At 74.1% G+C, this 26,248-nt stretch carries 21 protein-coding genes; 13 read left to right on the forward strand and 8 right to left on the reverse strand.

Translation table 11 applies throughout. From position 1 onward, the window contains the following. Positions 1–55: 55 nt before the first annotated feature. Positions 56–1,300: a glycosyltransferase gene (locus ABTY15_RS08870; RefSeq protein WP_350578419.1), complete on the reverse strand. Its 1,245-nt coding sequence runs from the start codon at positions 1,298–1,300 to the stop codon at positions 56–58. A gap of 223 nt (positions 1,301–1,523) precedes the next feature. Between ABTY15_RS08870 and ABTY15_RS08875 the strand changes: the two genes are divergently transcribed. Next, positions 1,524–1,790 carry a GlsB/YeaQ/YmgE family stress response membrane protein gene (locus ABTY15_RS08875; protein WP_350578421.1) on the forward strand — a complete coding sequence of 89 codons (267 nt, stop codon included), beginning with the start codon at positions 1,524–1,526 and terminating at the stop codon, positions 1,788–1,790. A gap of 188 nt (positions 1,791–1,978) precedes the next feature. On the opposite strand, the gene ABTY15_RS08880 is transcribed toward ABTY15_RS08875, so the two are convergent. The 4 genes from ABTY15_RS08880 to ABTY15_RS08895 all read right to left on the reverse strand — a co-directional run bounded on the left by ABTY15_RS08880 (position 1,979) and on the right by ABTY15_RS08895 (position 5,703). Continuing rightward, on the reverse strand, positions 1,979–2,896 hold the full coding sequence (locus ABTY15_RS08880) for an ADP-ribosylglycohydrolase family protein (RefSeq protein WP_350578424.1): 918 nt from the start codon (positions 2,894–2,896) through the stop codon (positions 1,979–1,981). 182 nt (positions 2,897–3,078) lie between these two features. Then, a complete protein-coding gene (locus ABTY15_RS08885; RefSeq protein ID WP_350578426.1) occupies positions 3,079–3,666 on the reverse strand; it encodes a TetR/AcrR family transcriptional regulator in 588 nt (195 codons plus the stop codon). 143 nt (positions 3,667–3,809) lie between these two features. Then, positions 3,810–4,745 carry an aldo/keto reductase gene (locus tag ABTY15_RS08890; RefSeq protein WP_502893458.1) on the reverse strand — a complete coding sequence of 312 codons (936 nt, stop codon included), beginning with the start codon at positions 4,743–4,745 and terminating at the stop codon, positions 3,810–3,812. Positions 4,746–4,974: 229 nt separating this feature from the next. Continuing rightward, a complete protein-coding gene (locus ABTY15_RS08895; protein WP_350578435.1) occupies positions 4,975–5,703 on the reverse strand; it encodes a class I SAM-dependent methyltransferase in 729 nt (242 codons plus the stop codon). A 272-nt stretch (positions 5,704–5,975) separates the two neighbouring features. On the opposite strand from ABTY15_RS08895, the gene ABTY15_RS08900 reads away from it, so the two are divergent. The 8 genes from ABTY15_RS08900 to paaE all read left to right on the forward strand — a co-directional run bounded on the left by ABTY15_RS08900 (position 5,976) and on the right by paaE (position 14,368). Beyond that, on the forward strand, positions 5,976–7,355 hold the full coding sequence (locus ABTY15_RS08900; protein ID WP_350578438.1) for a sensor histidine kinase: 1,380 nt from the start codon (positions 5,976–5,978) through the stop codon (positions 7,353–7,355). Continuing rightward, the gene (locus tag ABTY15_RS08905; RefSeq protein WP_350578441.1) at positions 7,352–8,011 is read left to right on the forward strand and encodes a response regulator; all 660 of its coding nucleotides are present in this window, start codon (positions 7,352–7,354) and stop codon (positions 8,009–8,011) included. The genes ABTY15_RS08900 and ABTY15_RS08905 overlap by 4 nt, the downstream gene beginning before the upstream one ends. Positions 8,012–8,771: 760 nt before the next feature. After that, positions 8,772–10,142, forward strand: coding sequence for a M20 family metallopeptidase (locus ABTY15_RS08910; protein WP_350578444.1), 1,371 nt, complete (start codon positions 8,772–8,774; stop codon positions 10,140–10,142). Positions 10,143–10,361: 219 nt separating this feature from the next. Further along, a complete protein-coding gene (paaA, locus tag ABTY15_RS08915) occupies positions 10,362–11,348 on the forward strand; it encodes a 1,2-phenylacetyl-CoA epoxidase subunit PaaA (RefSeq protein ID WP_502893453.1) in 987 nt (328 codons plus the stop codon). Next, complete coding sequence (gene paaB, locus ABTY15_RS08920) at positions 11,345–11,650, forward strand: 1,2-phenylacetyl-CoA epoxidase subunit PaaB (RefSeq protein WP_350578449.1); 306 nt, start codon at positions 11,345–11,347, stop codon at positions 11,648–11,650. Before paaA ends, paaB begins: the two co-directional genes overlap by 4 nt. Positions 11,651–11,663: 13 nt before the next feature. Beyond that, complete coding sequence (gene paaC / locus ABTY15_RS08925) at positions 11,664–12,572, forward strand: 1,2-phenylacetyl-CoA epoxidase subunit PaaC (RefSeq protein ID WP_350578451.1); 909 nt, start codon at positions 11,664–11,666, stop codon at positions 12,570–12,572. Beyond that, positions 12,566–13,177 (forward strand): 1,2-phenylacetyl-CoA epoxidase subunit PaaD, encoded by a 612-nt coding sequence (gene paaD, locus ABTY15_RS08930; RefSeq protein ID WP_350578453.1) that lies wholly within the window; start codon positions 12,566–12,568, stop codon positions 13,175–13,177. Before paaC ends, paaD begins: the two co-directional genes overlap by 7 nt. Then, positions 13,178–14,368 (forward strand): 1,2-phenylacetyl-CoA epoxidase subunit PaaE, encoded by a 1,191-nt coding sequence (paaE, locus tag ABTY15_RS08935; RefSeq protein WP_350578455.1) that lies wholly within the window; start codon positions 13,178–13,180, stop codon positions 14,366–14,368. It abuts the gene before it with no gap. Positions 14,369–14,468: 100 nt separating this feature from the next. Here paaE and ABTY15_RS08940 read toward each other — a convergent pair whose 3' ends face one another. Further along, positions 14,469–15,665, reverse strand: coding sequence for a flavin-containing monooxygenase (locus ABTY15_RS08940; protein ID WP_350578458.1), 1,197 nt, complete (start codon positions 15,663–15,665; stop codon positions 14,469–14,471). Positions 15,666–15,773: 108 nt separating this feature from the next. After that, positions 15,774–16,145, reverse strand: coding sequence for a YbjQ family protein (locus ABTY15_RS08945; RefSeq protein ID WP_350578460.1), 372 nt, complete (start codon positions 16,143–16,145; stop codon positions 15,774–15,776). 123 nt (positions 16,146–16,268) lie between these two features. Here ABTY15_RS08945 and ABTY15_RS08950 point away from each other — a divergent pair, with 123 nt between their 5' ends. The 4 genes from ABTY15_RS08950 (at position 16,269) to ABTY15_RS08965 (ending at position 19,935) form a co-directional block, all read left to right on the forward strand. Continuing rightward, positions 16,269–17,198: a hypothetical protein gene (locus tag ABTY15_RS08950; RefSeq protein WP_350578462.1), complete on the forward strand. Its 930-nt coding sequence runs from the start codon at positions 16,269–16,271 to the stop codon at positions 17,196–17,198. A 133-nt stretch (positions 17,199–17,331) separates the two neighbouring features. After that, on the forward strand, positions 17,332–17,856 hold the full coding sequence (locus ABTY15_RS08955; RefSeq protein WP_350578465.1) for a hypothetical protein: 525 nt from the start codon (positions 17,332–17,334) through the stop codon (positions 17,854–17,856). 71 nt (positions 17,857–17,927) lie between these two features. Then, positions 17,928–18,722, forward strand: a complete 795-nt coding sequence (locus ABTY15_RS08960; RefSeq protein WP_350578467.1) for a peptidyl-tRNA hydrolase — start codon at positions 17,928–17,930, stop codon at positions 18,720–18,722. A 130-nt stretch (positions 18,723–18,852) separates the two neighbouring features. Continuing rightward, positions 18,853–19,935, forward strand: a complete 1,083-nt coding sequence (locus tag ABTY15_RS08965) for a HEAT repeat domain-containing protein (RefSeq protein ID WP_350578470.1) — start codon at positions 18,853–18,855, stop codon at positions 19,933–19,935. A 103-nt stretch (positions 19,936–20,038) separates the two neighbouring features. Here the strand turns inward: ABTY15_RS08965 and ABTY15_RS08970 are convergent, their stop codons facing one another. After that, on the reverse strand, positions 20,039–26,221 hold the full coding sequence (locus ABTY15_RS08970) for an RHS repeat-associated core domain-containing protein (protein WP_350578473.1): 6,183 nt from the start codon (positions 26,219–26,221) through the stop codon (positions 20,039–20,041). Positions 26,222–26,248: the final 27 nt, after the last annotated feature.

The following is a 26,248-nucleotide window of genomic DNA, read 5'->3' on the forward strand; positions in this document are numbered from 1 at the left end:
TCGCCGTCGCCAGTCGCCAGTCGTCTGTCATCCGTCAGCCGTCAGCCGTTCTTCGTCAGCTGGCGGCCATCGCCCGGTCGATGGCCGCCAGGACCTTCGCGGTGCCGTCCTCGGCGGCCAGGGCGGCGGCCACCGCCCGGGCGCGGTCGCGGTACCCGGGGTCGTCGAGCGTCTGGCGGATGGCGGCGGCGAGGCGGGCGGCGGTGAGGGTCCGCAGGGGCACCGGCCCGGGGGAGGTGCCGAGCCGGGCGACCCGCGCGGACCAGAACGGGGCGTCGAGCTGGGCGGGCACCGGCACGGTCGGTACGCCCGAGCGCAGGGCGGCGGCGGTCGTGCCGGCGCCCGCGTGGTGGATCACGGCGGCGGTGCGCGGGAACAGCCACTCGTGCGGGGCCTCGCCGATCGTCAGGACGTCCTCCGCGTCCTCGGCCGCGAGGCCGCTCCAGCCCGACTGGATCACCACGCGTACCCGCGCGGCGCGTACGGCGGCCAGCACGGTGGCCGTGAGCCGTTCGGGCTCCGGGACGACCAGGCTGCCGAACCCGACGAAGACCGGCGGCGGCCCGGCGGCGAGGAAGTCGAGCAGCCGGTCCGGGGGTCGCCAGAGCGGCTCGGAAACCGGCCACCAGTAACCGGCCACGTCCAGCCCGGGGTGCCAGTCCGCCGGTCGGGGGACGACGCATGGCGAGAACCCGTGCAGGACGGGGTGGGCCCGCCGCGCCCGGGCGATCCGCAGTGGCGGCAGGCCGAGGCGCCGGCGCAGCCCGCGTACGGCCGGGGCGAACAGCTGGTCGGTCGCGGCCTGGACGGCGTGCCCCGCGAGCAGGTTGCCCGGTCCGCCGAGTGACCGGGTGCCGGTGACGGCCGGGGCGAACTCGCGGGTGGGGGAGAGGGGTTGCAGGTACAGCCCGATGCTGGGGACGCCGGCGGCCTCGGCGGCGACCTGGCCGAGTGCGCTGGTGGTGCTGGTGGTCAGCAGCAGGTCGGTGCCGAGGGCGGTGGCATCGGCGATGCCGTCGCCGAGTGCCGGCATGAACTTCCTGCCCAGGCGCAGCAGTTGCAGGATCGCCTGCGGCCCGGTCCCGGCCTGGAGGAGGCGGCGGCCCTCGGCGGAGGCGAGTTCGGCGCGCGGGTCGACGGGGAGCGGGCGGAACTCGAGCCCGGCCGCCCGGACCGGGTCGGCGAAGGTGGTGTGGGTGGCGACCGCCACCTGGTGGCCGGCGGCCCGCAGGCGTACGCCGAGGCCGGTGAAGGGGGCCACATCGCCCCGGGAGCCGGCGGTGGCGATCAGGATGCGCATGGCCGCAGTATCGCGGTGCGGGCGGCCCGTGAGGAGGGCGCCGCGCCGCCCGATGGGTGGGGCCGTGGGGGCGGAGGGCCTGCCCGTGGCGCCGCCGGATGCGCCGGAACCGTCAGCCGGAATCGCGCGCTGGAGTCGCACGCCGGAACCGTGGGCCGGACGGTGGCGTCCTTCGGGGCAGAGCGGGCGGAACGGGGCCGTCACGCCGTTGACGGGAGGACGAATGAGCATCATCGCGTGGATCGTGCTGGGCCTGATCGCGGGAGCCCTGGCCAAGCTGCTGCTGCCGGGGAGGGACCCGGGCGGCCTGATCGTGACGACCCTGATCGGCATCGCCGGCTCCTTCGTCGGCGGCTGGATCGCCTCGCACTTCCTGCACAAGTCGGTGACGACGCACTTCTTCGACCTGGCCACCTGGGTGTCGGCGATCGGCGGTGCGCTGGTGCTGCTGATCGCCTACCGGCTGCTGTTCGGCAACTCCCGGCGCTGACACCGGAGTTCGCCGCGGAGGCCGGGGGATCCCATCGCTGAGGGTGGCCCCGGGTGGCGAGGGGCCGGACCGGAGCCGACCCCCGGGACGAGTGCCCCCTGAGGCGATTGCTCGCCCCGGGCGAGTCCGGAGTCGCGGGGGAGCGGCGTCGCAGGTCCGATTCGTGCGGCGCCGCCCGGGTGCGTGGTTCAGGTGGCCGTTGCCAAGTCGTCCACCCAGCCGGGGAGTTCCTCGCGGGCGGTGAGCCAGCCGGCCGGAACGTCGGCGAGTCCGGTACGGGCGGCGACCACCCCGGCCGCGATGGCGCAGGTGGTGTCCATGTCGCCGCAGCCCTCCAAGGTGTACCAGAGCGCGTCCGGCAGTGAGTCCAGGTGCCCGGTGGCGGACCAGAGGGCGAACGGGACGGTGTCCGGGGCGGAGATCATCAGCCCCGACCCGAGCACGTGGGCGGCGTGCCGGACACTGGTGTGCCCGGGCAGCCGGGCGGCGATCCGCAGGCCGGAGCGGACGTCGCAGTCCGGCAGCCGTCCGGCGACCTCGGTCAGCAACTCGCCGCGCCCGGGCGGGGTCTGGCCCCGGTGCCGGACCGCGAGGGCGGCGGCCAGCGCGACCGCGACCGCGCCGGCGACGGCCTCCGGGTGGAAGTGTGTGGTGAGCGCCTGGAGTTCGGCCTGCCGGGCGACCTCGTCCAGGTCGTCCGCGAACCACGCGCCCAGCGGGGCGACCCGCATCGCGGCGCCGTTGCCGTGCGAACCCTGGCCCTCGAACTGGTCCGCTGTGATGGCCCGCCAGTCCCCGCCGGCGCCGATCCCGCGCAGCACCCGGTGCATCGACGGGCCGTACTTGCGTGCGTGGTCCCGGGCGTACTCCTCGGCGAACTCCCGTGCCAGCGCGTCCGGTCGGACCTCGCCGTGGGTGGTCAGGTGGCGCAGCAGCACCAGTGCCATCGCGGTGTCGTCGGTCCAGTGCCAGGGCGCCAGTCGGGTTTGGCGCCCGGCGACGGCCGCGGAGGCCTCGTCGAGCGGGACCTGGAACCAGCGGTCGCCGAAGGCGTCGCCGAGGGCGAGGCCTTGAAGGCTGTCCAGGACCGGGGCGGCCGCACGCATGTCATCCTCCGAGTGAGATCAACCGTGTGTGCGCAGTCTGCCCGGTGACCCGGCCGGTCCGCGAGGGGATATCGCCGGGAAGGCCGGAGGCCCTCCGGGGCGAGGGGCGCTTCTCAGCACTCCTCGCCCCGAAGGGCCTCCGGCGGGTGGTCACACGGGCGGTCGTATCTCGCCGCGGCGGGTCACTTGGCGCGCAGGCCGCCGACGATGAGCTTCCAGAGGGCCTCGAAGCGGTCGTCCGTACCCGGGGTGGACCACTCGCCCGCGTAGGCGGGGTCGTGGAAGTGCGCGGTGGCGTCGAACACGGCGCGGGCGGTGTTCTGGATGTGGGCGAGCCTGAAGTCCTTGGCGTCCATGCCGTCCTGGACGATCTGGGAGATCTGGCCGACCAGGGTCTCGATGTGCGCGTCGACGGTGGCGCTGTTCTCCTCGACCAGCACCATGTACGTCGCGAACAGCTCCGGGTCGTCCAGGGCCTTCTTGCGCTTGGCCGCGAACAGCGTCACCAGCCAGCGGTGCAGCCGCTCCTCGGCGGGGCCCGGCTCGGTCGAGATGAACGCGAGCTGGTGGTGCGCCTGGTCGAGCCAGCGCTGGGTGACCGCCTCGCGCAGCGCGGCCTTGCTCGGGAAGTGGCGGTAGACGCTGCTGTGGCTGACGCCGAGGATGCGGGCGACGTCCACGACGGTGGCCTTGGTCGGGCCGAACCGTCGGAGGACGTCCTCCGCCGCGATCAGGATCTGCTCGGCGGTGAGGGTGGTTTCCGTGGTCACGGGGAGGTCCGTCCTTACAGGGGTGCGTCCGCCGAGGGGGGCGGCGGGCGGTTGGTGCGGTCGGGGTGGTGCGGTCGGTCGGGGTGTGCGTGCGGCCAGGGGTGGTGCGTGCCGTCGGGAGGGTACGGCGTCGGCCCGGTCGGTCAGTGTTCGCTGTCCAGGTGGGCCATCTGAGCGGCAGCGTACCGGTCGCCCGCGGCGGCACCGGCGGGGACGGCCGCCTCGATGGCCGCGAGGTCGGCCGGGGTGAGGGTGACGTCGAGCGCGCCGAGGGCCTCGGCGAGGCGGTCGCGCCGGCGGGCGCCGACCAGCGGCACGATGTCCGCGCCGCGCGACACGACCCAGGCGATGGCGACCTGGGCGACGCTCGCGCCCTTCGCGGCGGCGACCTCGCGCAGCGCCTCGACCAGGGCGAGGTTGTGGGTCAGGTTGTCGCCCTGGAAGCGCGGGCTGTGGCCGCGGAAGTCCGTGCCGCTGAGCGTGCGCTCATTGCTCCAGTGGCCGCTGAGCAGGCCGCGGGAGAGCACGCCGTAGGCGGTGATGCCGATGCCGAGCTCGCGGGCGGCGGGGAGGACGGCCTCCTCGATCGAGCGGGAGATCAGCGAGTACTCGATCTGGAGGTCGCTGATCGGGTGGACGGCGGCGGCCCGGCGCAGGGTGTCGGCGCCGACCTCGGACAGGCCGATGTGGCGGACGTGGCCGGCCTTCACCAGGTCCGCGATGGCGCCGACGGTCTCCTCGATCGGGACGTTCGGGTCCAGGCGGGCCGGGCGATAGACGTCGATGTAGTCGGTGCGCAGGCGGCGCAGGGTGTACGCGAGCGCGGTCTTGGTGGCGGCGGGGCTGGCGTTGTAGCCGAGCCACTGGCCGTCCGGGCCGCGCTGGGCGCCGAACTTCACGCTGATCTGCACGCTCTCGCGGTCACGGCCGCGCAGCGCGTCGTGGATCAGCAGCTCGTTGTGGCCCATGCCGTAGAAGTCGCCGGTGTCGAGGAGGGTGACCCCGGCATCGAGCGCGGCGTGGATGGTGGCGATGCTCTCGGCCTCGTCGGCCGGGCCGTAGAGGTCGGACATGCCCATGCAGCCGAGGCCGAGGGCGGAGGTCACCGGGCCGGAGGTGCCGAGCGGGCGCTGGGCGGGGCGCGAGGTGGTGGACACAGGGGCTCCAGGGGGTGGGGTGCGGGCCCGCCGGAGAGGTGGCGGGGAGTGGGGTGCTCCGGATGCCACTATGGCACGGCAGCGAACAGATTTCAAAATCTGTTCGCTGTCGTCTGTTATCTGAAATCTGTCGGCTGTCATCTGTTAGTTGTTACTGATCACGTCCGCCCGGCGAGCGCAGCAGGTAGGCGCGGGCCGGCGGAACGTTTCGCCATACCGTCCGCTCGCCCAGCCCGTACGCGGCCTCGAAGCTGCGCAGCAGCCGCACGACCGCCCGGTGGCGGGCGCCCCGGCGCGGGCCCGATGCCAGGGTGCGGGCGGTGCTCGTGCCCAGGTACCCGAAGTACGTGAGCTCGCCCCCGGGCACCAGCAGCCGCAGGTACAGGTCGAGCAGGAGCCGCACCCGAGCCGGCGCGAAGTTGGTGAACGGCAGCCCCGACACGATCACGTCGTAGCGCTCGCCCGCGGTACCGTCCTCGCCCTCGCGCCGCGGCAGGTCCTCGACCCGGCAGGCCGACAGCCGCAGCCCGATCCCCGGACGGCGCGCGGCCAGCGCCGGGTCCTCCCGGAGCCGGTCGGCGAAGCGCGGGTTCGCCTCGACGACGTGCAACCGGTCGCCGGGGCGCAGGACCTGGGCCAGCCGGCGGGTCACCACGCCCGTGCCGGCGCCGACCTCCAGCACCGAGAGCGGCCGGTTCGGACGGCTGGTGACCGGGACCACCAGCGCGTTCACCAGGTCCGCGCTGCTCGGCGCCAGCGCGCCCGTGTCGTGGAAGGTGCGCAGGGCCTCGGCGAGGAACAGCAGACGGTCCCCGCCGAAGGGCGAAGTGCTGTGCGGGACAAGGGAGTCGGGGCGGGGGCGGAGCTGTTCGGTCGTCATGCCGTCGACGCTAGGCAGGCCGTCCGCGCCACGGATCGGCCGACGAGCCCCGCCGACCCCCGACGAAAGTCGAGGACGGGCCCGCCCGGGAGAAGGGGGCGCCGCGCCGCGCCCCGCCCGTAGCATCGAGCCCAACGGGCCCAGGGCGGCTCGATGAACGGCTTGATGAGCCGCTCGATGAACGGCGTGGTGAACGGCGTGGTGAACGGCCCGACGAACGGTTTGATGAACGGACGGGTGAGCGGTCACAGGGCGGGGGAGGGGAGGGAGCGGTGTTCACGCGCACGGACCTGCTCGGCTGGTACGGCCCGGACCGCCGCCCGTGGACCGACACGCTGCTGCTCCTCGGCATCCTCGCCCTGACCGCCGAGGAGACCGTCGTCCAGTGGACCCGCGCCGACGAGCCGCTGCGCCTGCCGCGGACCGCCGTCGCGGCCCTCACCTCGCTCTCCCTGCTCCTCGCCCGCCGCCACCCGGTGGCCGCCGCCGTGCTGCCCGTGCTCACCGGCGGCCTGTTCAACCGAGCCTTCCCCGGCCTGTTCAGCGTCTACCACCTCGCCTCTCTCGGCCGCACCGGCCAGGCCGTGGCCGCCGGCACCGTCCTCGCCCTGCTCAGCGCCACCCGCGCCGACTCGCTGGTCGGCTGGGCCGGTACCACCGGATCCGAACTCCTCGTCCAGGCCGCCACGTTGTCCGTCGGACTGTGGCTGCACGGCCGTCGGGTGCTGATCCGGACCCTGCACGAGCAGGTCGACGCGCTGCGCCGCGAGCGCGAACTGCGCGTCGAACAGACCAGGGCGGCCGAACGCGCCCGCATCGCACGGGAGATGCACGACGTGCTCGCCCACCGCCTCAGCCTCCTGGTGCTGCACGCCGGGGTGTTGCGCGACCAGGCCCGAGCCGGCACCGTCGCCGCCGATCCGGACCGGCTCACCCACCGGCTGGAACTGCTCCGCACGACCGCCGCCCGCTCGCTCGACGACCTGCGCGACGTCCTGGGCGCGCTGCGGGCCGACCCGCCGCCCCATTCGACCGACGCGGGCGGCGCGGGCGGCCTGGCGGGTGCGGCGAGTGTGGCGCGCGTGGCCGGCGCGGCCGGGCCGCCCGTACCGGACGGGACCACGCGTGTCCCCGCGCCCGCCCTGCGCGACCTCACCGAACTCGTCGGCGAGGCCACCCAGGCCGGTCAGCGGGTCGAACTGGCCCTCGTCGGTGACCCGGAGACCGTCCCCACCACCCACCGGCTGGCCGTGCACCGTCTGGTCCAGGAGGCGCTCACCAACGCCCGCAAGTACGCGCACGCCGCACCGGTCACCGTCCGGGTCAGCTACGGCACGCCGGCGACCACCGTCGAAGTGCGCAACGGGCCGGGCGAGGCCGCACTCAACGGCCCGGGCAGCGGCGGCGGTTACGGCCTGGTCGGGCTCACCGAACGGGTCGGCGCGCTCGGCGGCCACCTCGACGCGGGCCCCGACGGAGGCGGCGGATTCCGGCTCTCCGCCCGCCTGCCTGCGCCGGAGCGCCCGCCGCAGACGGTGGCCGGACCGGGCCGGACCCCGGCCCCTGCCCAACCTCAACCCCCTGCCCCAGCCGGTCCACCACCCGGAACCCCGGCACCTACCCAGCCCCCGCAGCCGAAGGACGCCGCATGATCCGCACGATGGTGGTCGACGACGACGCGCTGGTGCGGCTCGGCCTCGTCGACCTCCTCACCCAGGACCCGGCCCTCACCGTCGTCGCCGAGGCCGCCGACGGCATGCAGGCCGTCGAACTCGCCCGCGAGCGGCGGATCGACGTCGCGCTGATGGACATCCGGATGCCCCGGCTCGACGGCATCGCCGCCACCAGACGGCTGCGCGAACTGCCCGACGCCCCGCGCGTCATCGCGCTCACCACCTTCGACCTCGACGAGTACGTGTACCAGGCCCTGGCCGCCGGCGCCGACGGCTTCCTGCTCAAGGACACCCCGCCCGCCGAGATCGCCCGGGCCGTCCACGTCGTCGCCGGCGGCCAGGGCATGCTGCACCCGGCGGCCGCGCGTCGCCTCATCGACCGCTACCACCGCACCGGCGCGCCCCGGTCCATCGCGGCCCGCAACCGGGTCGCCGGGCTCACCCCGCGCGAGACCGACGTGCTGCGCGAACTCGCCGACGGGCTCTCCAACGCCGAGATCGCGGGCGTCCTCGGGATGCGCGAGAGCACCGTCAAGGCACACGTCAGCCGCATCCTGACGGCACTCGGTGTCGGGAACCGGGTGCAGGCCGCGCTGCTCGCCCGCGACGCGGGGCTGCTCGAGGACGGCGCCTGAGCCGCGGGCCGTGTCCGGGCAGGGACGGGTACGGGACAGCGACAGGACGGGGACGCTACGGGACGGTGCCGGCCGGGCCGGCGGTGTGCGAAGGACCCGAGATGCGTGCGGGGCCGGGGCGGTGGACGGCGTCTCCGGTGGTGGCGACGGCGAAACTTCGGAAGGAGTTCACGTGGGCGTTCCCGCCTCGTCGGACCGGGCTCCCCTGAGCCGGTCCGTGCCCCCGGTTCGTACCGTGTGCTGAGCTGCTGTCACCCATCCGGCGTGGAATTCCCGTGCCTTGGCCGTTTGCGCTGCCGAACCCGGGCGGCGGGTCCATCGTGGAGTTGGGCGCGATCCGGCGACCGCGCCCGCGCGCCGATCCAGGCCCGCGCGCCGAGCGCCCATCGCCGATCGCAGGCGGGTGCCCGAGGCTGGGCCCGGTCCCGGCACGCTGAGAGCAGGGCCACCTCGCAGGAAACCGAACGGTTCTTCTAGGCTCACATCTCGGCTTCCCTGCGGCGGTCCGGCCACTGCGCCCGCCGCCAGGAAGCCGCCGTCCACGGGGCTCCGGGCGGACCGGGGCCACCGGATCGAGCGAGGAGGACGCAATGCCAAGCACGCCGCCCAGCCGTTCCACCGCACTTGGGCCAGACGGCCCGTCCCGACGTATGGCACCTCATCCCGGTCGACGGGTCGGGGTCGGCCGGGTCTGGCACCCGGGTTGGACCGGTCGGCCGGTGCGGCCGCTGAATACCGGCGGCGGCCGCGGAGGCGAGCGTTGAGTCCCCAGATCGTCGGGTCGCCCGCCGCGCAGACCGCCGCCCAGACCGCCGCCCAGACCACCACGCAGACCGCCGAGCGGGCCACGGCCGCCGGACCGGACGGCGACGCCCCGGCCGCCACCGCTGCTGCTACCGCCAGTGCCACCGCTGCCACCGCTGCCGCCGCGGCCAGTGCCACGGCCAGTGCCACCGCCGCGCTCCCCGGTCTCCCGCAGGCCCTCAGCGCCCGCGCCCGTACCCTCGCCGGAGCCGTCCGGCGCCGCTGCGCCGACCTCGCCCGGATCGAGTCGCCCACCGGGGATGCTCCCCGACTCGACGCCCTCGCCGAGGAGTTGGCCGCAGGCTTCCGTGCCACCGGTGCCACCGCCAGGCGCGAAGCCGGCCCGGCCGGCGACCACCTCGTCCTGGAGTGGGTGGGCCAGGACGAAACCCTGCCCCACCTGCTGATCGTCGGCCACCACGACACGGTCTGGCCGGCCGGCACCCTCGCGGACTGGCCGGTCACCGAGCAGGACGGCACCCTCAGCGGCCCCGGCGTCGTCGACATGAAGGGCGGACTCGCCATCCTGGAAGGCGCGTTCGCCCTGCTCGCGGACCTCGGACAACGACCGCACCGCACCGTCCGCCTGGTCGTCGTCTCCGACGAGGAGGTCGGCAGCCCGGACGGGCGCCGCCTGGTCGAGCGCCAACTGCGCGGTGCGGCCGCGGTGCTGGGCCTCGAACCGCCGCACCCGGACGGCCGGTTGAAGACCGCCCGGCGCGGCAGCACCCGGGTCCGGCTCACCGTCACCGGCCGCGAGGCCCACGCAGGCAACGACGCCCACGACGGGGTGTCCGCGGTCGACGAGCTGGTCGACCAGCTCGTGCTCGTCCGCGGGCTCGCCGGCCAGCCCGGCACCGAGCTCAACGCCGGTCGGATCAGCGGGGGTTCGCGCGCCAACGTGGTCGCGGGTCGGGCCGAGGCCGAGCTGGGCCTGCGGTTCGCCACCGCCGAGGCGCAGCGCCGCACGCTCGACCACCTGGCCCGGCTCACCGCGCTGCGCCCGGGTGCCCGGGTGCGCACCGAGGTGCTGTCCAGTCGTCCGGCGTGGCCGGAGCGGACCGGCAACCCGCTGCTGCGGCACGTCCGTTCACTCGCCGCGGTGCTCGGGCAGCAGCTGGACGGCGGCCCGGCGGGCGGCGCCGGGGACACCAATCTGCCGGGCTCGCGCGGGCTTCCGACGCTGGACGGCTTCGGTGCGGTCGGCGCCGGCGCCCATGCCCGGCACGAGCACATCCGTCTCGACCAGCTGGCCCCCCGGATCGCTCTGCTGGCCGCGCTCTTCGCCGTTCCGCTGCCGCGGCTGCGGGACCGTACGGAGGGATGAGCAACAGATGACAGCCGACAGATAACAGCTGACAGATTCTGAAATCTGTCAGCTGTTATCTGTTCGTCGGCGGTCCCTCGCGCCACCCTCCCCGCGCCCCTCCCTTGCCATCCCTCCACCTCGCCGCGCAGAATGGTACCGACCGAACGGTCAGTCGGTTGGCGCCCGGACGCCAGAGCGGGACACGAGCGCCAGAGCAGGACACGAGAGGGGACCGTGGTGACAACAGAGGTGGCCGAGGCGGTCCCCGCGCAGGAGCAGCAGGACCGCTTCGAGGCGGTCATCGCCGCCGAGCAGCGGATCGAACCCAGGGACTGGATGCCCGACGCCTACCGGGCCACCCTGATCCGCCAGATCGCCCAGCACGCCCACTCCGAGATCATCGGCATGCAGCCCGAGGGCAACTGGCTCACCCGCGCCCCGTCGCTGCGCCGCAAGGCGATCCTGCTCGCCAAGGCCCAGGACGAGGCCGGCCACGGCCTCTACCTCTACGCCGCCGCCGAGACCCTCGGCGTCGACCGCGCCGAGCTCACCGAGAAGCTGATCTCCGGCCGCCAGAAGTACTCCTCGATCTTCAACTACCCGACCCTCACCTTCGCCGACGTCGGCGTGATCGGCTGGCTGGTCGACGGCGCTGCGATCTGCAACCAGGTCCCGCTCTGCCGTTGCAGCTACGGCCCGTACGCCCGCGCCATGGTGCGGATCTGCAAGGAGGAGTCGTTCCACCAGCGCCAGGGCTACGAGCTCCTGATGACGCTGATGCGCGGCACCGAGGCGCAGCGCCGGATGGTGCAGGACGCGGTGGACCGCTGGTGGTGGCCGTCGCTGATGATGTTCGGCCCCTCCGACGCCGACTCGCCGAACACCGCCCGCTCGATGGCCTGGCGGATCAAGCGGCACACCAACGACGAGCTGCGCCAGCGCTTCGTCGACATGACCGTGCCGCAGGCCGAGCACCTGGGCGTCACCCTCCCCGACCCCGAGCTGCGCTGGAACGAGGAGCGCGGCGGCTGGGACTTCGGCGAGCCGGACTGGTCCGAGCTGACCAGGGTCATCCAGGGCCAGGGCCCGTGCAACGCCCAGCGGATCGACCGCCGCCGCGCCGCCCACGAGAACGGCGCCTGGGTCCGCGAGGCGGCCGTCGCCTACGCGGCCAAGCGAGACGCGGAACAGCGTGCACACGCGGAACAGGAGAACGGAAAGTGACTGAGTCCAAGGCCGGGTCCAAGGCCGGCTGGCCGCTGTACGAGGTGTTCGTGCGCCCCCGGCGCGGGCTGAACCACGTCCACGTCGGCTCGCTGCACGCCGCCGACGACCGGATGGCCCTGCTCGCCGCCCGCGACCTCTACACCCGGCGCAACGAGGGCGTCAGCCTCTGGGTGGTCCGCTCGGACGCGATCACCGCCTCCACCCCGGACGAGCGCGACCCGTTCTTCGAGCCCAGCGGGGACAAGGTCTACCGCCACCCGACCTTCTACGACATCCCCGAGGATGTCCCGCACATCTGACGGGGGAACCGCCATGCACGACCACACCGCACCGGCCGACACCGCCGACGACCACGTGTACCTCAGCCTCGCCGAGGCCACCCCCGGCCCCGAGGGCGAGGGCCGCTGGGCGTACGGGACGGGCTTCGCCGACCCGCTGCTCGGCGTGGACACCGCGCTGCCCGCCGGCCTGGACGCCGCCGACCTCGCCGCCTACTGCCTGATGCTCGGCGACGACGCCCTGATCCTCGCCCAGCGGCTGATCGAGTGGTGCACCCGGGCGCCCGAACTGGAGGAGGAGGTCGCGCTCGCCAACCTCGGCCTCGACCTGCTCGGCCAGGCCCGCCTGCTGCTCACCCGGGCCGGCCAGGTGGACGGTTCCGGCCGCACCGAGGACGACCTGGCGTACTGGCGGGAGGAGCACGACTTCCGCAACGTCCGCCTGGTCGAGACGCCGAACGGCGACTTCGCGTACTCGGTCGCCCGGCTGCTGCTGTTCGCGACCGCGCGCGGCGCCCTGTACGAGGCGCTGAGCACGCACCCGGACCCGGTGCTGGCGGCGGTCGCCACCCGGGGCGTCAAGGAACTGGCGTACCACCGCGAGTACGCCACCGCCTGGACGCTGCGGCTGGGCGACGGCACGCCGTACTCCTCCGCCCGGATGCAGGCCGGACTGGTGGCGGTGTGGCCGCTGCTGGACGAGCTGTTCACCGCCCACCCGGTGGAGCTGCGGGCGGGCGTCGACCCGGCGTCCCTGCGCGAACCGGTGCTGCGCTCGCTCACCGCGGTGATCGCCGAGGCCGGGCTGACCGTACCGGAGGTGCCGCCGCTGGCCACCGTCCTGGGCCGGGCCGGCCGGGACGGCGTGCACACCGAGGCCCTCGGGCCGCTGCTGGCCGAGTTCCAGGTGGTGGCCCGCGCACACCCGGGGGCGACGTGGTGACCGGCACGGCGACGGCGGGCACCGTCCCGACCGGCACGGCCCCGGCCGACCAGGCCGCCGCCGTCCGCGAGCGGGCCTGGGAGGTCGCTGCGGCCGTTCCGGATCCGGAGCTGCCGATGCTCACCCTCGCCGACCTCGGCGTGCTCGCCGGGGTCGAGGTGACGGCGCCGGAGGGGGAGGGCCCCGGGGACGTGGTGACCGCCTGGCTCACCCCCACCTACTCGGGCTGCCCCGCCGTCGCCGAGATGGCCGCGGACGTGGACCGGCGGCTGCGCGCGGCCGGGTTCCAGGACGTCCGGGTCCGGCTGCGGCTGGACCCGCCGTGGTCCACCGACCTGATCACCGCCGAGGGCCGCCGCAAGCTCGCCGAGGCGGGCATCGCCCCGCCGCGCCCCACCTCGGCCGTCGCCGCGCCCGGGCCGGTCCTGCTCACCCTCGGCCCCACCCGCGGCCCCGGTCCCGCCACGGCCGCCGCACCCGTCGTCTGCCCGCGCTGCGGTGGCGCGGACACGGAGGAGCTGTCCCGCTTCGGTTCCACCGCCTGCAAGGCGCTCTGGCGTTGCCGCGCCTGCCGGGAGCCCTTCGAACGCGTCAAGGAGATCTGAATGTCCGCCGTCCGCCCCGAGGCCTCCACCGCCCCCACGGCCGAGCCCGTGGCCGCCGCGCCCGGCACCGAGCCCGTCGAGTCCGTCGGGGCCGTCGAGCCCGCCGTGCGGGCCGCCCGTCGGCCGACCTTCCACCGGCTGCGGATCGAGCGGGTGGAGCGCCTGTGCGAGGACGCCGTGGCGGTGACCTTCGCGGTGCCGGACGGGCTGAGCGCGGAGTTCGCCTTCCGCCCGGGGCAGACCCTGACGCTGCGCAAGGTGGTGGACGGGACCGACGAGCGCCGCTCGTACTCGATCTGCGCCCCCGTCGGCGGTCCGCTGCGGATCGCCGTCCGGGAGGTGCCCGGCGGGCTGTTCTCGCGCTGGCTGGTCCGGGACGCGCAGCCCGGCGAGGAGGTGGACGTCCTGACGCCGACGGGCCTGTTCAGCCCCGAGCTCGGCGTCCCCGCCGACCACGTGCTGCTCGCGGCGGGCTCCGGCATCACCCCGATGCTGTCGATCGCCGGGTCCGTCCTGGCCGCCGACCGCCGCTCCACCGTCACCCTGCTCTACGGCAACCGGCGCAGCGACACCGTCATGTTCGCCGACGAGCTGGCCGACCTGAAGGACCGCTACCTCGGCCGGTTCCAGCTGGTCCACGTCCTCTCCCGGGAGACCCGGGACGCCGAACTGCTCAGCGGACGCCTGGACCCGGAACGCGTGGAGGCCCTGCTGAAGGCGCTGGTGGATGTCCAGGCGGTCGGCCACTGGTGGCTCTGCGGCCCGTTCGGCATGGTCGCCGGGGCCAAGGAACTGCTCGTCGGACTGGGCGTGCCGGGCGAGCGCGTCCACCAGGAGCTGTTCCACGCCGAGGACGAACCGCTCGCCGAGCGGGACGAGGACCTGGACTCGGCGGACGCCGCGGCCGACGGCGCGCACAGCGAGGTCACCGTCGTCCTGGACGGCCGCGGCAGCACGCTGGCCCTGCCCCGCGACCGTTCGATCCTGGACGGCGCCCAGCGCTCCCGCCCCGACCTGCCGTTCGCCTGCAAGGGCGGCGTCTGTGGCACCTGCCGCGCCCTGGTGACGGAGGGCGAGGTGGAGATGCGCCGCAACTTCGCGCTGGAGGAGAAGGAGCTGGCGGCCGGCTACGTCCTGACCTGCCAGGCCCGCCCGCTCACCGACCGGGTCACGGTCGACTTCGATCGCTGACGCCTGAGGCCCGACGCCTGACGCCTGAGGCCCGACGCCTGACGCCTGACGCCCGACGCCTGGCGCCACGCGGCCGGCGTCCGACGGCCGGTTCGGGCGGCTACGCCCCGACCGGGGCCGGGGCCGAGGCAGGCGCCGGGAGCAGGACCGGATGCGCAGCCCGAGCCGGCTCGCCGAGCAGACGGACGAGGTCGTTGACGGCGGCGCGCCCGGCCCGGTTGGCGCCGATGGTGCTCGCGGACGGGCCGAAACCGACCAGGTGGACCCGCGGGTCGGCGGTGGCCCTGGTCCCGGTGAGCGCGATGCCGCCGCCGGGGGAGCGCAGCCCGAGCGGGGCGAGGTGGCCGACCTCTGGGCGGAAGCCGGTGGCCCAGACGATCGCGTCCACGGCCAGCTCCTCCTCGCCCCAGGCGACGCCGTGCTCGGTGAGGCGGTCGAACATCGGACGCCGGTGCAGCGCGCCCAGCTCCTCGGCGCGCCGGTAGGCGACGGACGGTCCGAGGCCGGTGACGCTCACCACGCTGCGCACCGGCAGGCCCTGCCGGACCCGCTCCTCGACCTGGGCGACCACCGCGCGCCCGTACTCGGGGGTGAACGGTCCGTCGTGGTAGACGGGCGGGGTCCGGGTCACCCAGACCGTCTCGCCGACCGCCGCGACCTCCGACAGCACCTGGATCGCCGAGGCGCCGCCGCCCACCACCAGGACGCGCCTGCCCGCGAACTCCTCGGGCCCGCGGTACTCGGCGTAGTGCAGCTGGCGGCCGGCGAAGTGGCCCGGGTAGTGCGGCAGGAACGGGCGGGTCCAGGTGCCGGTGGCGTTGATCAGCGCGCGGGTGGACCAGGTGCCGCGGTCGGTCTCGACCAGCAGCCGGGAGTCCGGGCTGGGTGACTCGGCGCGCACCGCGCGAACCGTGACGGGGCGCACGACGGGGAGCGCGTGCCGGGACTCGTACGCCTCGAAGTACCCCGGCACCACCTTGCGAGCGGGGGACCGCGGATCGGGCGCCGGGAGCTCGGCGTCCGGCAGGTCGTGGAAGCCGTGCACGGTGGCCATGCGCAGCGACGGCGAACGGTGCGCCCAGGCGCCACCCGGCGCGGCGTTGGCGTCCAGCACGACGAAGCGGCCCGCCCCTTCGGTACCCGCCCCGCCCGTTCCCCTCCCGTCGGCGTCCTCCCGGTACGGGGCGAAGCCCCGGCGGCGCAGGTGGTACGCGGCGGAGAGGCCCGCCTGCCCGGCGCCCACCACCAGGACGTCCACCCGCCGCTGCCCACCGTTGGTTGCACCGTAAACAGTCATGCTCGTGAAACATCAGGGGTGCGCCGGGTGTTCCCCGCCGCAGCACGGCGCGCGGGCCGGCCGGCCCGCCCGAGCGGGCCGAGCGCGCAGGCCGCGCCCGGATCCTCGTCAGGCGGCCGGGGAGATCACCACGGCCGTGCCGTAGGCGCACACCTCGGTGCCGACGTCCGCCGCCGAGGTCACGTCGAAGCGCATCATCAGGACAGCGTTGCCGCCGCGCGCCTTGGTCTGCTCGATCAGCCGCTGCATCGCCTCGTTGCGGCTCTCCACCAGGGTCTTCGTCAGCCCCCGGAGCTCGCCGCCGACCAGCGACTTCAGCCCGGCACCGATCTGGCTGCCGACGTGGCGGCTGCGCACGGTCAGCCCGAAGACCTCGCCGATCACGTGGTCGACCCGGAAGCCGGGGATGTCGTTGGTGGTCACGACCAGGACGTCGGCGTTCGGGCCCTGCCCGCCGCCGTACTCGTTGATGTCAGCCATGCGCCCATCCTGCCGGTGTCACGCGTCCTGGTGACAGAGGCACGGCCGGACGGCGGTGGAGAAGGCGATCGGAAGCCGGTTCAGACCTGTGATCGGGCGGCCGAAAAGCCGTACCGTAGCCCCATGGGCGAGCGAAGCGATCATCCACAGGGGCCGGGCGCGGCGGAGGACTCCGGCGCGCAGGAGATCGAGGCGACGGTGGTGTTGGGCCTGCGGATCACCGACTGGCCGGCGCTGCGCGCCGCCGCGATCGCGGCGGTCGAGGACCTGGTCTTCGAGGGCATCGACCCGGCCGGCCAGCGCCGCGAACTGTTGCGCGAGGTGGCCGAGGACGCCAACGCGGCGCTCGGCGCGCTGCTCCACCCCGACCGGCTGGTCGCCGCGATCCCCGGTGTCGAGGCGATCGGCGGGACGCTGGAGATCAGCGTCACCGAGGACTTCGCGCCGGACTTCGCCGAACTGTTCCCGCTGGAGGGCGACGAGGACGACGCCGGCGCGGGCGTGGACTGGACGCTCACCCCGCGCACCGCGTGCCTCCTCCACGCCCAGCTGATCGGCCTGGCCGACGCGGCCTACGACGACCTGGACGAGCACGGGGACGAACCCGTCGTCGAGGGCGAGGACACCGACTGGACGGTCTTCGCCAGGCTGCCGCAGCGCACCTGGCGGCTGCACCGGGGCTGGCGCCGCGCGATGGCCCGGGCCTTCGACGACCTGGCCGACGACCTCGCGCTCGGCGAGTGGCCGCTGCCGCGCTGCCTCGCCGAGGAGATCGCGCTGCGGATGGCGCTCGTCGACGCCCGCGCCCTGCTCGGCGCCCAGCCCGAGTCGGTGGCCGACATGATGGGCGACCTGCCCGCCGACCTCTACGACTACGACTGGGAGGGCTGCCACGACGAACTGTTCGGCGTCTTCGGGCCGGACGACGGCGACCCCGAGCTCGGCGCCGAACAGCGCACCGAGCTGCTGCTGGCGGCCACCCACCCGGAGGGCTGGTTCCTCGTGTACGAGGACGCGGAGGAGCGGGACGCGCAGCGGGGCTACCGGCGCTGACCGGTTGTCGGGTGCGCGGGTCCGCGGGCCCGCGCACCCGCGGGCTCGGCGGCAGTCTCCGCAGGTGTCTCGGCAGGTGTCCCGGCAGGCGTCTCGACGGGTGCGGCGGCGGCTCGGCGGCTAGGCTGCGGACATGTCCGATGTGTCTGATGCGCGTGGTACGTCCGGGGATTGGGGCGGTGCGGGCGGCTCGCCGGCGGGCCGGGACGATCCCGTGCTGGCCCGGATCGCGCTCGGGCTGGACGGCGTCCAGGCGGCGCAGCGCGGTCGGACGGCCGAGGCGCGGGCCAGCTTCGAGGCGCTCTGGAAGGCGCTGGGCGAGCGCGGTGACGTCTTCCATCGGTGCGTCCTCGCGCACTACCTCGCCGACCTCCAGGACGATCCGGTGGCCGAGCTGGAGTGGGACCGGAGGGCGCTGGCCGCCGCCGACTCGCTGACCGCCGAACGCGCCGAGACCTACCGCTCCGCCCTCCAGGTGCGCGCCTTCTACCCGTCGCTCCACCTCAACCTGGCGTCCGACTACCTCAAGCTCGGCGAACCCGCCCTCGCGCGCGAGCAGCTGGAGCGGGCCGCCCGCAGTCTGGACGCGCTGCCCGAGGACGCGTACAGCGCGGGCATCCGGACGGCCGTCGACGAACTGCGGCAGCGGCTGCGCTGAGCCGGGCCCGCGGGCGGGGGAGGCCGGGGCTCGTGTGATCACCGGTTCGGTGGGGCTGGCATGCTGGGCGGGTGACTTCTCCGTTCGATGCCCCGGCCCCCGCTTCCGACTCCCCCTCCGGGGCCGTACCCGCCTCCGGGGCCGTACCCGACCCCGAGGCCGTACCCGACCCCGAGGACCGGGACGCCCGGCCGCAGTATGTGTTGCCGCTGGTCGTCCGGCTGGAGCGGGCCACGCCGCCCGGGCGGACCGACGCGCTGGAGACCTCGGCCCGGGCGGTGCTCACGCTGCTGGCCGATCCGCGGGTCACCGACGCGGACGGCGAGTGGGCGGAGCGGGTCGCGGCCTGGGAGGACGCCCGGATCCGCAAGGTGGTCCGGCGGGCCCGGGGCGGGGAGTGGCGCCGGGCGAGTGAGCTGCCGGGGATCACGGTCGACGGCCGGGAGGCGGAGGTGCGGGTGTTCCCGCCGGTTCCGCTGGACGGCTGGCCGAAGGAGCTCGCCAAGCTCCAGGTGTCCGGGACGGACCTGGAGGACACGGCCGAGCCCGGCGCGCCCGAGCCGGGTGTCCCCGTGCTGTGGCTCAACCCGGAGCTGGAGATGACCGCCGGCAAGACCATGGCGCAGACCGGCCACGCCGCCCAGCTCGCCTGGTGGCGGCTGGACGAGGCGCAGCGCAAGGAGTGGGCCGAGGCCGGTTTCGCCCTCGCCGTCCGGACCGCCACCCCGCAGCTGTGGGAGGAGCTGGTGGCCAGTGGTCTGCCGGTGGTCCGTGACGCGGGCTTCACGGAGATCGCCCCCGGGCCGACCGTTGCGGTGGAAGGCGGCGAGCGCTACTGCCCGCTTCCGCGCCTGCGACACCCGTAGCCGCACCACGCCGGCCGGCGACCGCCCTCACCGAATCCTCAGGTTCGTTCGGGAAGTCTCCAGGTCTGTCGTGGAGTTGGGAGAGCGCAGGTACCGGAACGTCGAGTGCCTGAACTGGGAGAATGCGGACATGACACCGAACGATGCGGCGGCTGTGCTCGTGCAAGCCGTCGAGGTGGCCCGTACGGTCACCTGTCCCGAGGAGTACCAGGCGGTCTGGGCGCTCCTGGAGCCGCTCGCCGCGGATGCCGCGCTGTCGCTGCGGCTCGGTACCGGACTGCTCGGTTCGGCCGATCCCGCTGCCCGGGCGACGGGCTGCGATCTGCTGGGTCTGGCGAGTGACCGCGACGAATCGGTTCGGGGGGACGCGGCGAGCGCCATGGTGTCGCTCGCCGCGGGCGAGAGCGACGACGACGTGCAGTGGTCCATCGCCCGTGCCCTCGGTGCCACCCAGGACGAGCGGGCGCTGCCGGTCCTGGTGTCGTTGTCGGAGCACGACGATCCCGACGTGCGGTTCCAGGTCGCCTCGTCGCTGCCGTCGGTGGTGACCCCGTCTCCGGAGGATCCCGGCATCCCGGTCCTCATCCGGTTGACCGGGGATCCTGACCCGGACGTCCGGAACTGGGCGACGTTCGGGCTGGGCTTCCTCGTCGATGTCGACACGCCCGCGGTCAGGGCCGCCCTGTGGGAGCGGCTCGGCGACGACTGCCGCGATGCCCGCGAGGAGGGCATCCGAGGACTGGCCAGGCGCCATGACGAACGAGCCGTCGGGCCGCTGGCGGAGCTCCTGGACGACGACGAGGGCGCCGACCTTCACACCTTCGAGGCGGCGGCGGTCCTGGGCGCCCGGGAGCTGCTGCCGCACCTGGAGAACTACGATCCGCAGAGTCCCTGGGTCGCCGAGGCGCTGACGGCCTGCGACCCGGTCCTGCGCGCCCGCCAGGACGAGGCCGCCTGGGAGCTGCTCGGCACCGTCCAGCAGCGGCTGCCGGAGGCGAAGGTCTCCCTGTGCGCGCCCCGCTTCGACGCCGGCCTCACCTTGGACCTGGCCACCGCCGGAGATGCCTTCAGCTGGTCCGTCGGTGCCCTGCTGGAACGGAGCGGCGGCGATCCGGGGCGGGCCGCCGCCCTGGTGGTCGCCGATGCGACGTCGGACCGATCGGACCGATCGGACACAGCGGACCGAGCGGACCGAGCGGACCGAGCGGACTGAGCGGACCGCGTGGACCGCGCGATGAAGCCGGTGGGGTGTCTCGGCCGAGACACCCCACCGGCTTCCGGCTTCTACCGGACGCGACTGTCCGTCAGCGGGCGGCTCACAGCACGACCGCACAGACGGGCAGGGCGGGGCCGCACGCGGGAGAGGCGGCCTTGCCGAGCCACCAGAGGAGGCCTCCGCCGGCGAAGGCCGCTCCCCAGCCCAGCCCCGAGCCGCCCCGGATGTTCAGCGGCGGGTGCATCTGGGCCCTGGCGCTCTTGGGCTTCTTCTGGTTGCCGCTGAGGCTGCTGTGCTTCAGCCTCCGCGACTTCAGCTCCGTCTGGATCTTCCGCTTCTGCTCGCCGGTGGCGGTCTTCTCCATCGCCTTCAGCTCGTCGTCGCCCACGCCCAGGAATTCGGAGCTCGACTTGTTCTGCTTGCCGCCCTTCGCCCGTCCGTCGAAGTCGAAGTCGTTCAGCGGATCCTGGTCGACGTAGTCGTAGGCAGTCGCGCTGCCGCCGCGCACCGGGTCGACGGAGAGGAAACGGCCGAGGGCCGGGCTGTAGAGGCGGACGCCCATGAGGAGGTCGCCGGTGGGCGTCTCGGTGGAGCGCAGCCTGCTGCCGAGCCAGTTGTAGCGCGCGGTGGAGGTGCCGGTGAGCGGGTTGCCGAACTCGTCGGCGGCCATCACCGTGACGGCTGCGTTGGGGTTGTTGGTGGGGAGGGTCATGGTGACGTCGCCGTGCAGGTTGGTGAGTTGCAGGGTGACGTCGCCGGTGGCGGAGCTGTAGACGGTGCCGAGCTCTCCGCGGAGGTCGGCGATGTTGCGGGTGTAGGCGTTGGTGGTGGTGTTCTCGACGGTCCAGGACGGCGAGTCGCCGGGGCCGTTGTAGTGGTTGACCCGGGATGCGGTCTGGTTCCAGGCGCCGCCGGAGTTGGTCTCCGTGGTGTGGGCGCGGAAGCGCCCGGCCGGGTCGAGTTGCCAGGTGGTGCGGGTGGTGCCGGAGGTCTGCTGGTAGGCGAGGTCGTTGGTGTAGTAGGCGGTGGTGGTGCCGCCCGGTTCGTTGGTGGTGCGGCCGAGGGCGTCGTAGCTGTAACCGGTGTCGGTGAGCCGGTCGGCGCTGTCGTAGGAGTGGGTGAGGGTGGTGCCGCCGCCGGTGGGGCAGGCCGGGGTGGAGCCGTTGAGGGTGGTGGTGCCGGTGGCGGTGGTCTGGCTGGTGCGGTTGGTGTTCTTGTCGAAGCCGTAGGTCCGCACGGTGCAGGCCTTGGACTGGCCCTGGATCACCGTCTCGCCGGTGGCGGTGAGGCGACCGCGGGCGTCGTAGCCGTACGTGTCGTTGAGGCCGAGTCCGCCGGAGGTGGACAGGGCGCCGGTGAGCTTCTGTCCGTTGGCGGAGTAGCCGGCCTGGTCGGAGACCAGGACGCTGCCGGTGGCGTTGGTGTAGACGCGCGCGGTGCTCCGGCCGGTCTCGTCCACGGTCTCGGTCAGGGTCACCGAGCCGGGCAGGGCCTGGGTGGCCGGCGTGCCGTCTCCGTCGTAGGTGACGGCGTAGGTGCCGGCGTTGGAGTCGGTCTTGGAGGTGGGAAGGCCCCGGGGGTCCTTGGTGGTGTCGTAGGTGTAGGCGGTGGTGGAGGGCGCCGAGTCGGTGACCTGGGTGGGCCGGTTGAGCGCGTCGTACTGGGTGGTCGAGGTGTTGCCGTCGGCGTCGGCGTAGGTCGTCGGGCGGCCGAGCTGGTCGTAGGCCTGGGTGATCTTCCTACCGTCCGGGGTGGAGGTGGAGGCGAGCAGGCCGGTGGCCGGGTCGTAGCCGGTGGTGCTCGTCTGCACCGCCTGGCCGACACCGCCGGAGACCGCGGCCTGGGTCCTGCGGCCCGCCGCGTCGAAGGTGCTGGTGGTGGTGCGGGTGGTGTTGTTGGCGGTCTCCGTCAGGGTCGCGGCGGCGCCGTAGAGGTTGTAGGTGGTCGTGGCGGTGACCAGCTGGGTGGGGTTGGTGCCACCGCCGGTGGCCGCCGCCGCGGGTGCGGTTCGGCAGACCAGGTCGGCCCACTCCGGGTGGCCGCCGCACGGGGCGGCGCCGGTGGCGGTGTAGTAGACGGTGGTGGTGGTGCCGGCGTCCGCCCCGGTGGAGGCGGGCTGGGAGCTGGAGGTGACCTCGCCCATGGCGTTGTACGTGGTCGCCGTGGTGAGCGCCAGCCCGGCCGGGTCGACCACGGTCCTGACCTGCTTGCCGAGCGCCCAGTCGTAGGCGGCCTGGGTGGTGCGGGTGTCCGCGTCGCCGGGGTAGCCGCTCACCGCGGCCCCGGTCACCGTGCTGGTGACCAGGTTGGCGGCCTTGGCGGAGCCGTCGGTGGGGCGGCCCTCGTCGAAGGTGTTCTGGGTGTGGTTGCGGGCGTTGACCACGGTGCCCGCGTTCAGCGCGGCCGAGGTGCCGGACGCGGCGAGGGCCCGCTCCAGGGTGACCTTGTGCAGGGGCCCGTAGGTGTCGGTACGGCGCAGACCGGTGGTGTCGTACACGTGCTGGGTCGACAGCAGGACGGACCGCTGGGCGGTGGTCATGCCGGCCACGCCGAGGGCGTTCAACTCGGCGTTGCCGGCGTCCGCGAGGGCGAGTTCGCGGTTGGCCGCGGTCAGTGTGCGGACCGTGTTGCCGTACGAGTCGTACTCGGTGGTGGTGATGTGCGCGCCGGGCACCGCCGTGTCGACCTGCCGCCCCGTCACGTCGAGGTAGTGGACGGAGGCACGGCCGTACGAGGCCGAGGTCAGGCTCCCCGTCCCCGTGTTGCCGGCGGGGACCTGGTCGGCCGGGAAGACGGCGGTCGCGTCGGTGGGCACGTCGGTCTGGCCCCACGCGGCGACGTCGGTCGTCCCCATGGCGTACGGCCCGGCGGCGGCAGTGGTGAGCGGGACGCCGTAGACCACCGTGGTGGTCGCGGTGCCGTTGGTCTGCGCGGCCGAGCCCGGGGTGAGGGTCGGGCGGGAGGCGTTCAGCAGCCGTCCGGCGTTGGTGTCGCCGTCGGTGCCCGCGGTTCCGTAGGCGAGGTTCCAGGCCAGCTGGCCGGGCGGGGTGACGGTGGTGACCCGGCCGGCCGCGTCGTAGCCGTAGGACGTGACCAGGTTCGGGGTGATCCTGGGGTCCCACACCGTGCGGAGCAGGCCGTTGGTGTCGTAGCTGTACTGGGCGACGACGGTGGCGGTCTCGGTGCCGGTGGCCGGGTCCGTCGCCCACAGGGTGACCTTCGCGACCTGCCCGGCGTAGTCGCCGAACAGGGCGGGGGTCGCGGTGGTGGCAGTGGCGTAGCCGAGTTCGAGGACGCGGCAGCCCACCGCCGGGGTGGCGGGGCTCAGGCACGACGCGGTCGGATCGCCGACCGCCGAGGTCGGTGCCGCCATCCGGACCGGCCGGACGGAGGTGGTCGAGCCGGTGGCCACGGTGTCGAACCGGTACCGGATGGTGTTTCCGGACCCGGACGGAGTGGTCGAGGCGACCGTCCAGACTCCCGCGGTGGCACCGGACTTGGCGAACACCGTGACGGTTCCGCCGGTGTCGGTCAGCGTGTACTGGTCGGCCGCGGCGTCGTAGGACAGGGCGAGCGCCTTGGCGCCCGGCTCGGGCGACCAGGTGGCGTCGGGGTTCTTGGTGAACGCGACCTCGGCGGCGTCGGAGCGCACCAACTGGACGGCGGTCGCCGTGACCGGCCGGATCTGCAGATAGTCGGTCGCGGCCTGCTCGGACACCCCGCCGATCGACCACTGCGGGCCGAACGGCGCGACCTGTCCGGAGGCCGCGCCACCGGACGGGTTGCGCGAGGAGGCGGTGCGGGTCACGATCAGGCCGAACTCGGAGGTGTCGGTGACCGGGAGCTGGTAGTCGCCGGTGGAGAGGTTGAGCGTCCCCGGGCCGACGGGCGCGGTGGCCGCACCGGAGGACCTGCGGTCCAGGGTGGCGGTGACGGCCGAGGAGTCGTACGGCGCGCTCGCGGTGGTGAACTCGCCGCGGATCTGGACCGCTCCGTCGTCGGTCAGGGTCGAGGCGGCGTCCCAGACCAGCGCGGGCGAGGCGCCGCCGGTCATGGTCACCGGCCAGGCCGCCAGCGCCGTGCCGCCGTTGGTGACGTGCGCGACCGGGATGTCCGCCCAGGCGTCCGCGCCGGCGCGCCTGAACTGGAACTTCACCGCGGTCGAGCTCGACGGTCCGGCCGCGGCCAGGGTGAACCGGCGCGAGCTGCGGTCGCCGAGCCTCGGCGAGGTGACCGAGCCGCCACCGGAGTTGAAGGTGTAACCGACCGGGTCGGAGAGGCTCCCCGCGAGGTTCTGCGTGAAGGCGGTCAGGGTGTGCGGGCCGTCGGTCGCCGGCGTGACCGGCACCGCCACCGGCGAACCGGTGGTCGGCACGGTGGTCTGGGTGCCGGAGTCGAGCTGCCAGACGATGCCGGCCGTGCCGGTGCCGGACGGCGGGGTGACGGTGATGGTGCCGCTCTGGCCCGCGCCGAGGGCCCAGCCACCGGACGGGTAGTCCGTGGAGGCGAGGGCCGGGGAGGCGGGCTTGGCGGTGCTGACGGTGAACACCAGGCCGTTCGGGACGGTCTGGCGTGACCACAGGGTGCCGTTGTAGCCCCAGGGCCAGGCGGTGTAGGTGTGGCCGTCCTGGAGCTTTCCGGCCGGGACGGTGGCGGCGGAGATGCCGCCGGAGGCGGTCCAGGAGCCGTTCAGGTTGGCGATGACCTGGGTGTTGCCGCCGCCGGTCGTGTCGAAGACGTTCCACTGCGCCATCACGTTGCCGCCGTCGGCGTTGGTGACGGTCGCCTGGAGCTGCGGGGTGGCCGTGTTGGTGAAGAGCGTCGTGGTCGCGCCCGACACCGCGGCGACGCCGGGTGCGACCGTGGGAACGGAGGACATCGGGTACGCGGTGTACGTCACGCTCAGCACCGGCACATTGGCGGCCGCGTTGGGCGAGTTGAACCGCTTCCAGCTGTTGGAGTCGGTCTCGTCCGTGGCCCGCAGCCCGATGTTGGCGTAGGAGTAGCCGTTGTCGCCCGCGGCCTGGAGGAACGCGGACGGGTCGATGGACACCCAGCCCGCCGGGATCGAGCCGCCGCAGTTGGCCGGGTAGCCGGCCGTCTGCGTGGTCGCCGCGTACTTGGTGTTCCAGGTCGGCTGGTTGGACCAGACGGTGGTGTTGTCGGCCGGCTGGGTCTGCCACAGCTCCCAGGAGCTCTGGGTGCAGTTGGCGGACCAGTACTCCCAGAGCTTCAGCGAGGCCGACTGGATCCTGGTGTTGTACAGCTTCTGCACCGGGAACTGCAGGTACGAGCGCGCCACGTCGCCGCCGCCGTTGTACGTGCCGACCTTCAGGTCGGTGCTCGCGTACTGCGGCGTGCCGAGGCTGGTCTGCGCGAAGGTGCTGAACACCGGCGCCAGGCTGGTGGACGGATCCACCGTGACCGGGTACTTCGTGGCCGGGTCGGCCAGGAAGCTCTCGTCCGGTGTCAGGGTCAGCAGCACGGTGTCCCCGGACTGCGAGACCTCCATCGACACCGGCGCCTGGTGCGGGTGCTCCAGCGACTTCGCGTCGACCGTCGCGTCCCACATCAGCGGCGCCGGAATCGAGGCGGCCGCCTTGCCGGCGGCGTCCTTCAACACCACCGACCCGTCCTTGGTCCGCTCCGCGACCAACCCCTTGGCGGAGACCGGGACCGTCACCTGATAGCCCGCCGAGGGGCGCGACTTGAGGACCACGTTCTCCTCGAAGCCGTTCCGCGTCGCCTGCACGGTCACATCCGTGCCCGGGCTGACGTCCGCATACGTCGCGGTGTCCCCCTCCAGCGACGGCTTCGGCAGCTCACCGCGCCAGCCCACCGCGACCTGCTGCGCGCCCTCGCCCTCGGCCGCCAGCGTCACGTCCTTGCCGCCGCCGGCCAGCTTCAGGCCTTCGGCGTGCCCCTTGGGCGCCACCGTCCCGTCCGGGCCGGCCCGGAGGGTGGTGTCCACCTCGACCCACTGGCCGTCCCGCTTGAACCGGAACGGCACCGCATAGGAGTCCGTGGTCAGCGAACCGTCCGGATTCACCCACGTCTTGGTCTGCTCGGTGGCCTCACCGAGCACCTCCACCTGGACGTTGCGCAACCGCGCCGTCGCGATCGCCGACGCGAGGTCAGGAGCCGACAACGGACCGGTCGGCTTGGCCGCCGAACCGACCGCCGAACCGGCCGTCTGCCGTGGCGCGGTCGCCACGGCCTGTCCGGTGGACACCACCACGACGGCCGCCTCGGCCGCCAGAACCAGCGCCAGGGCGGCGGACAAACGCCGCATCCTCCCGGGCGGCGCCCC

Source organism: Kitasatospora sp. NPDC097643 (assembly GCF_040302625.1).
Classification (GTDB): Bacteria; Actinomycetota; Actinomycetes; order Streptomycetales; family Streptomycetaceae; genus Kitasatospora.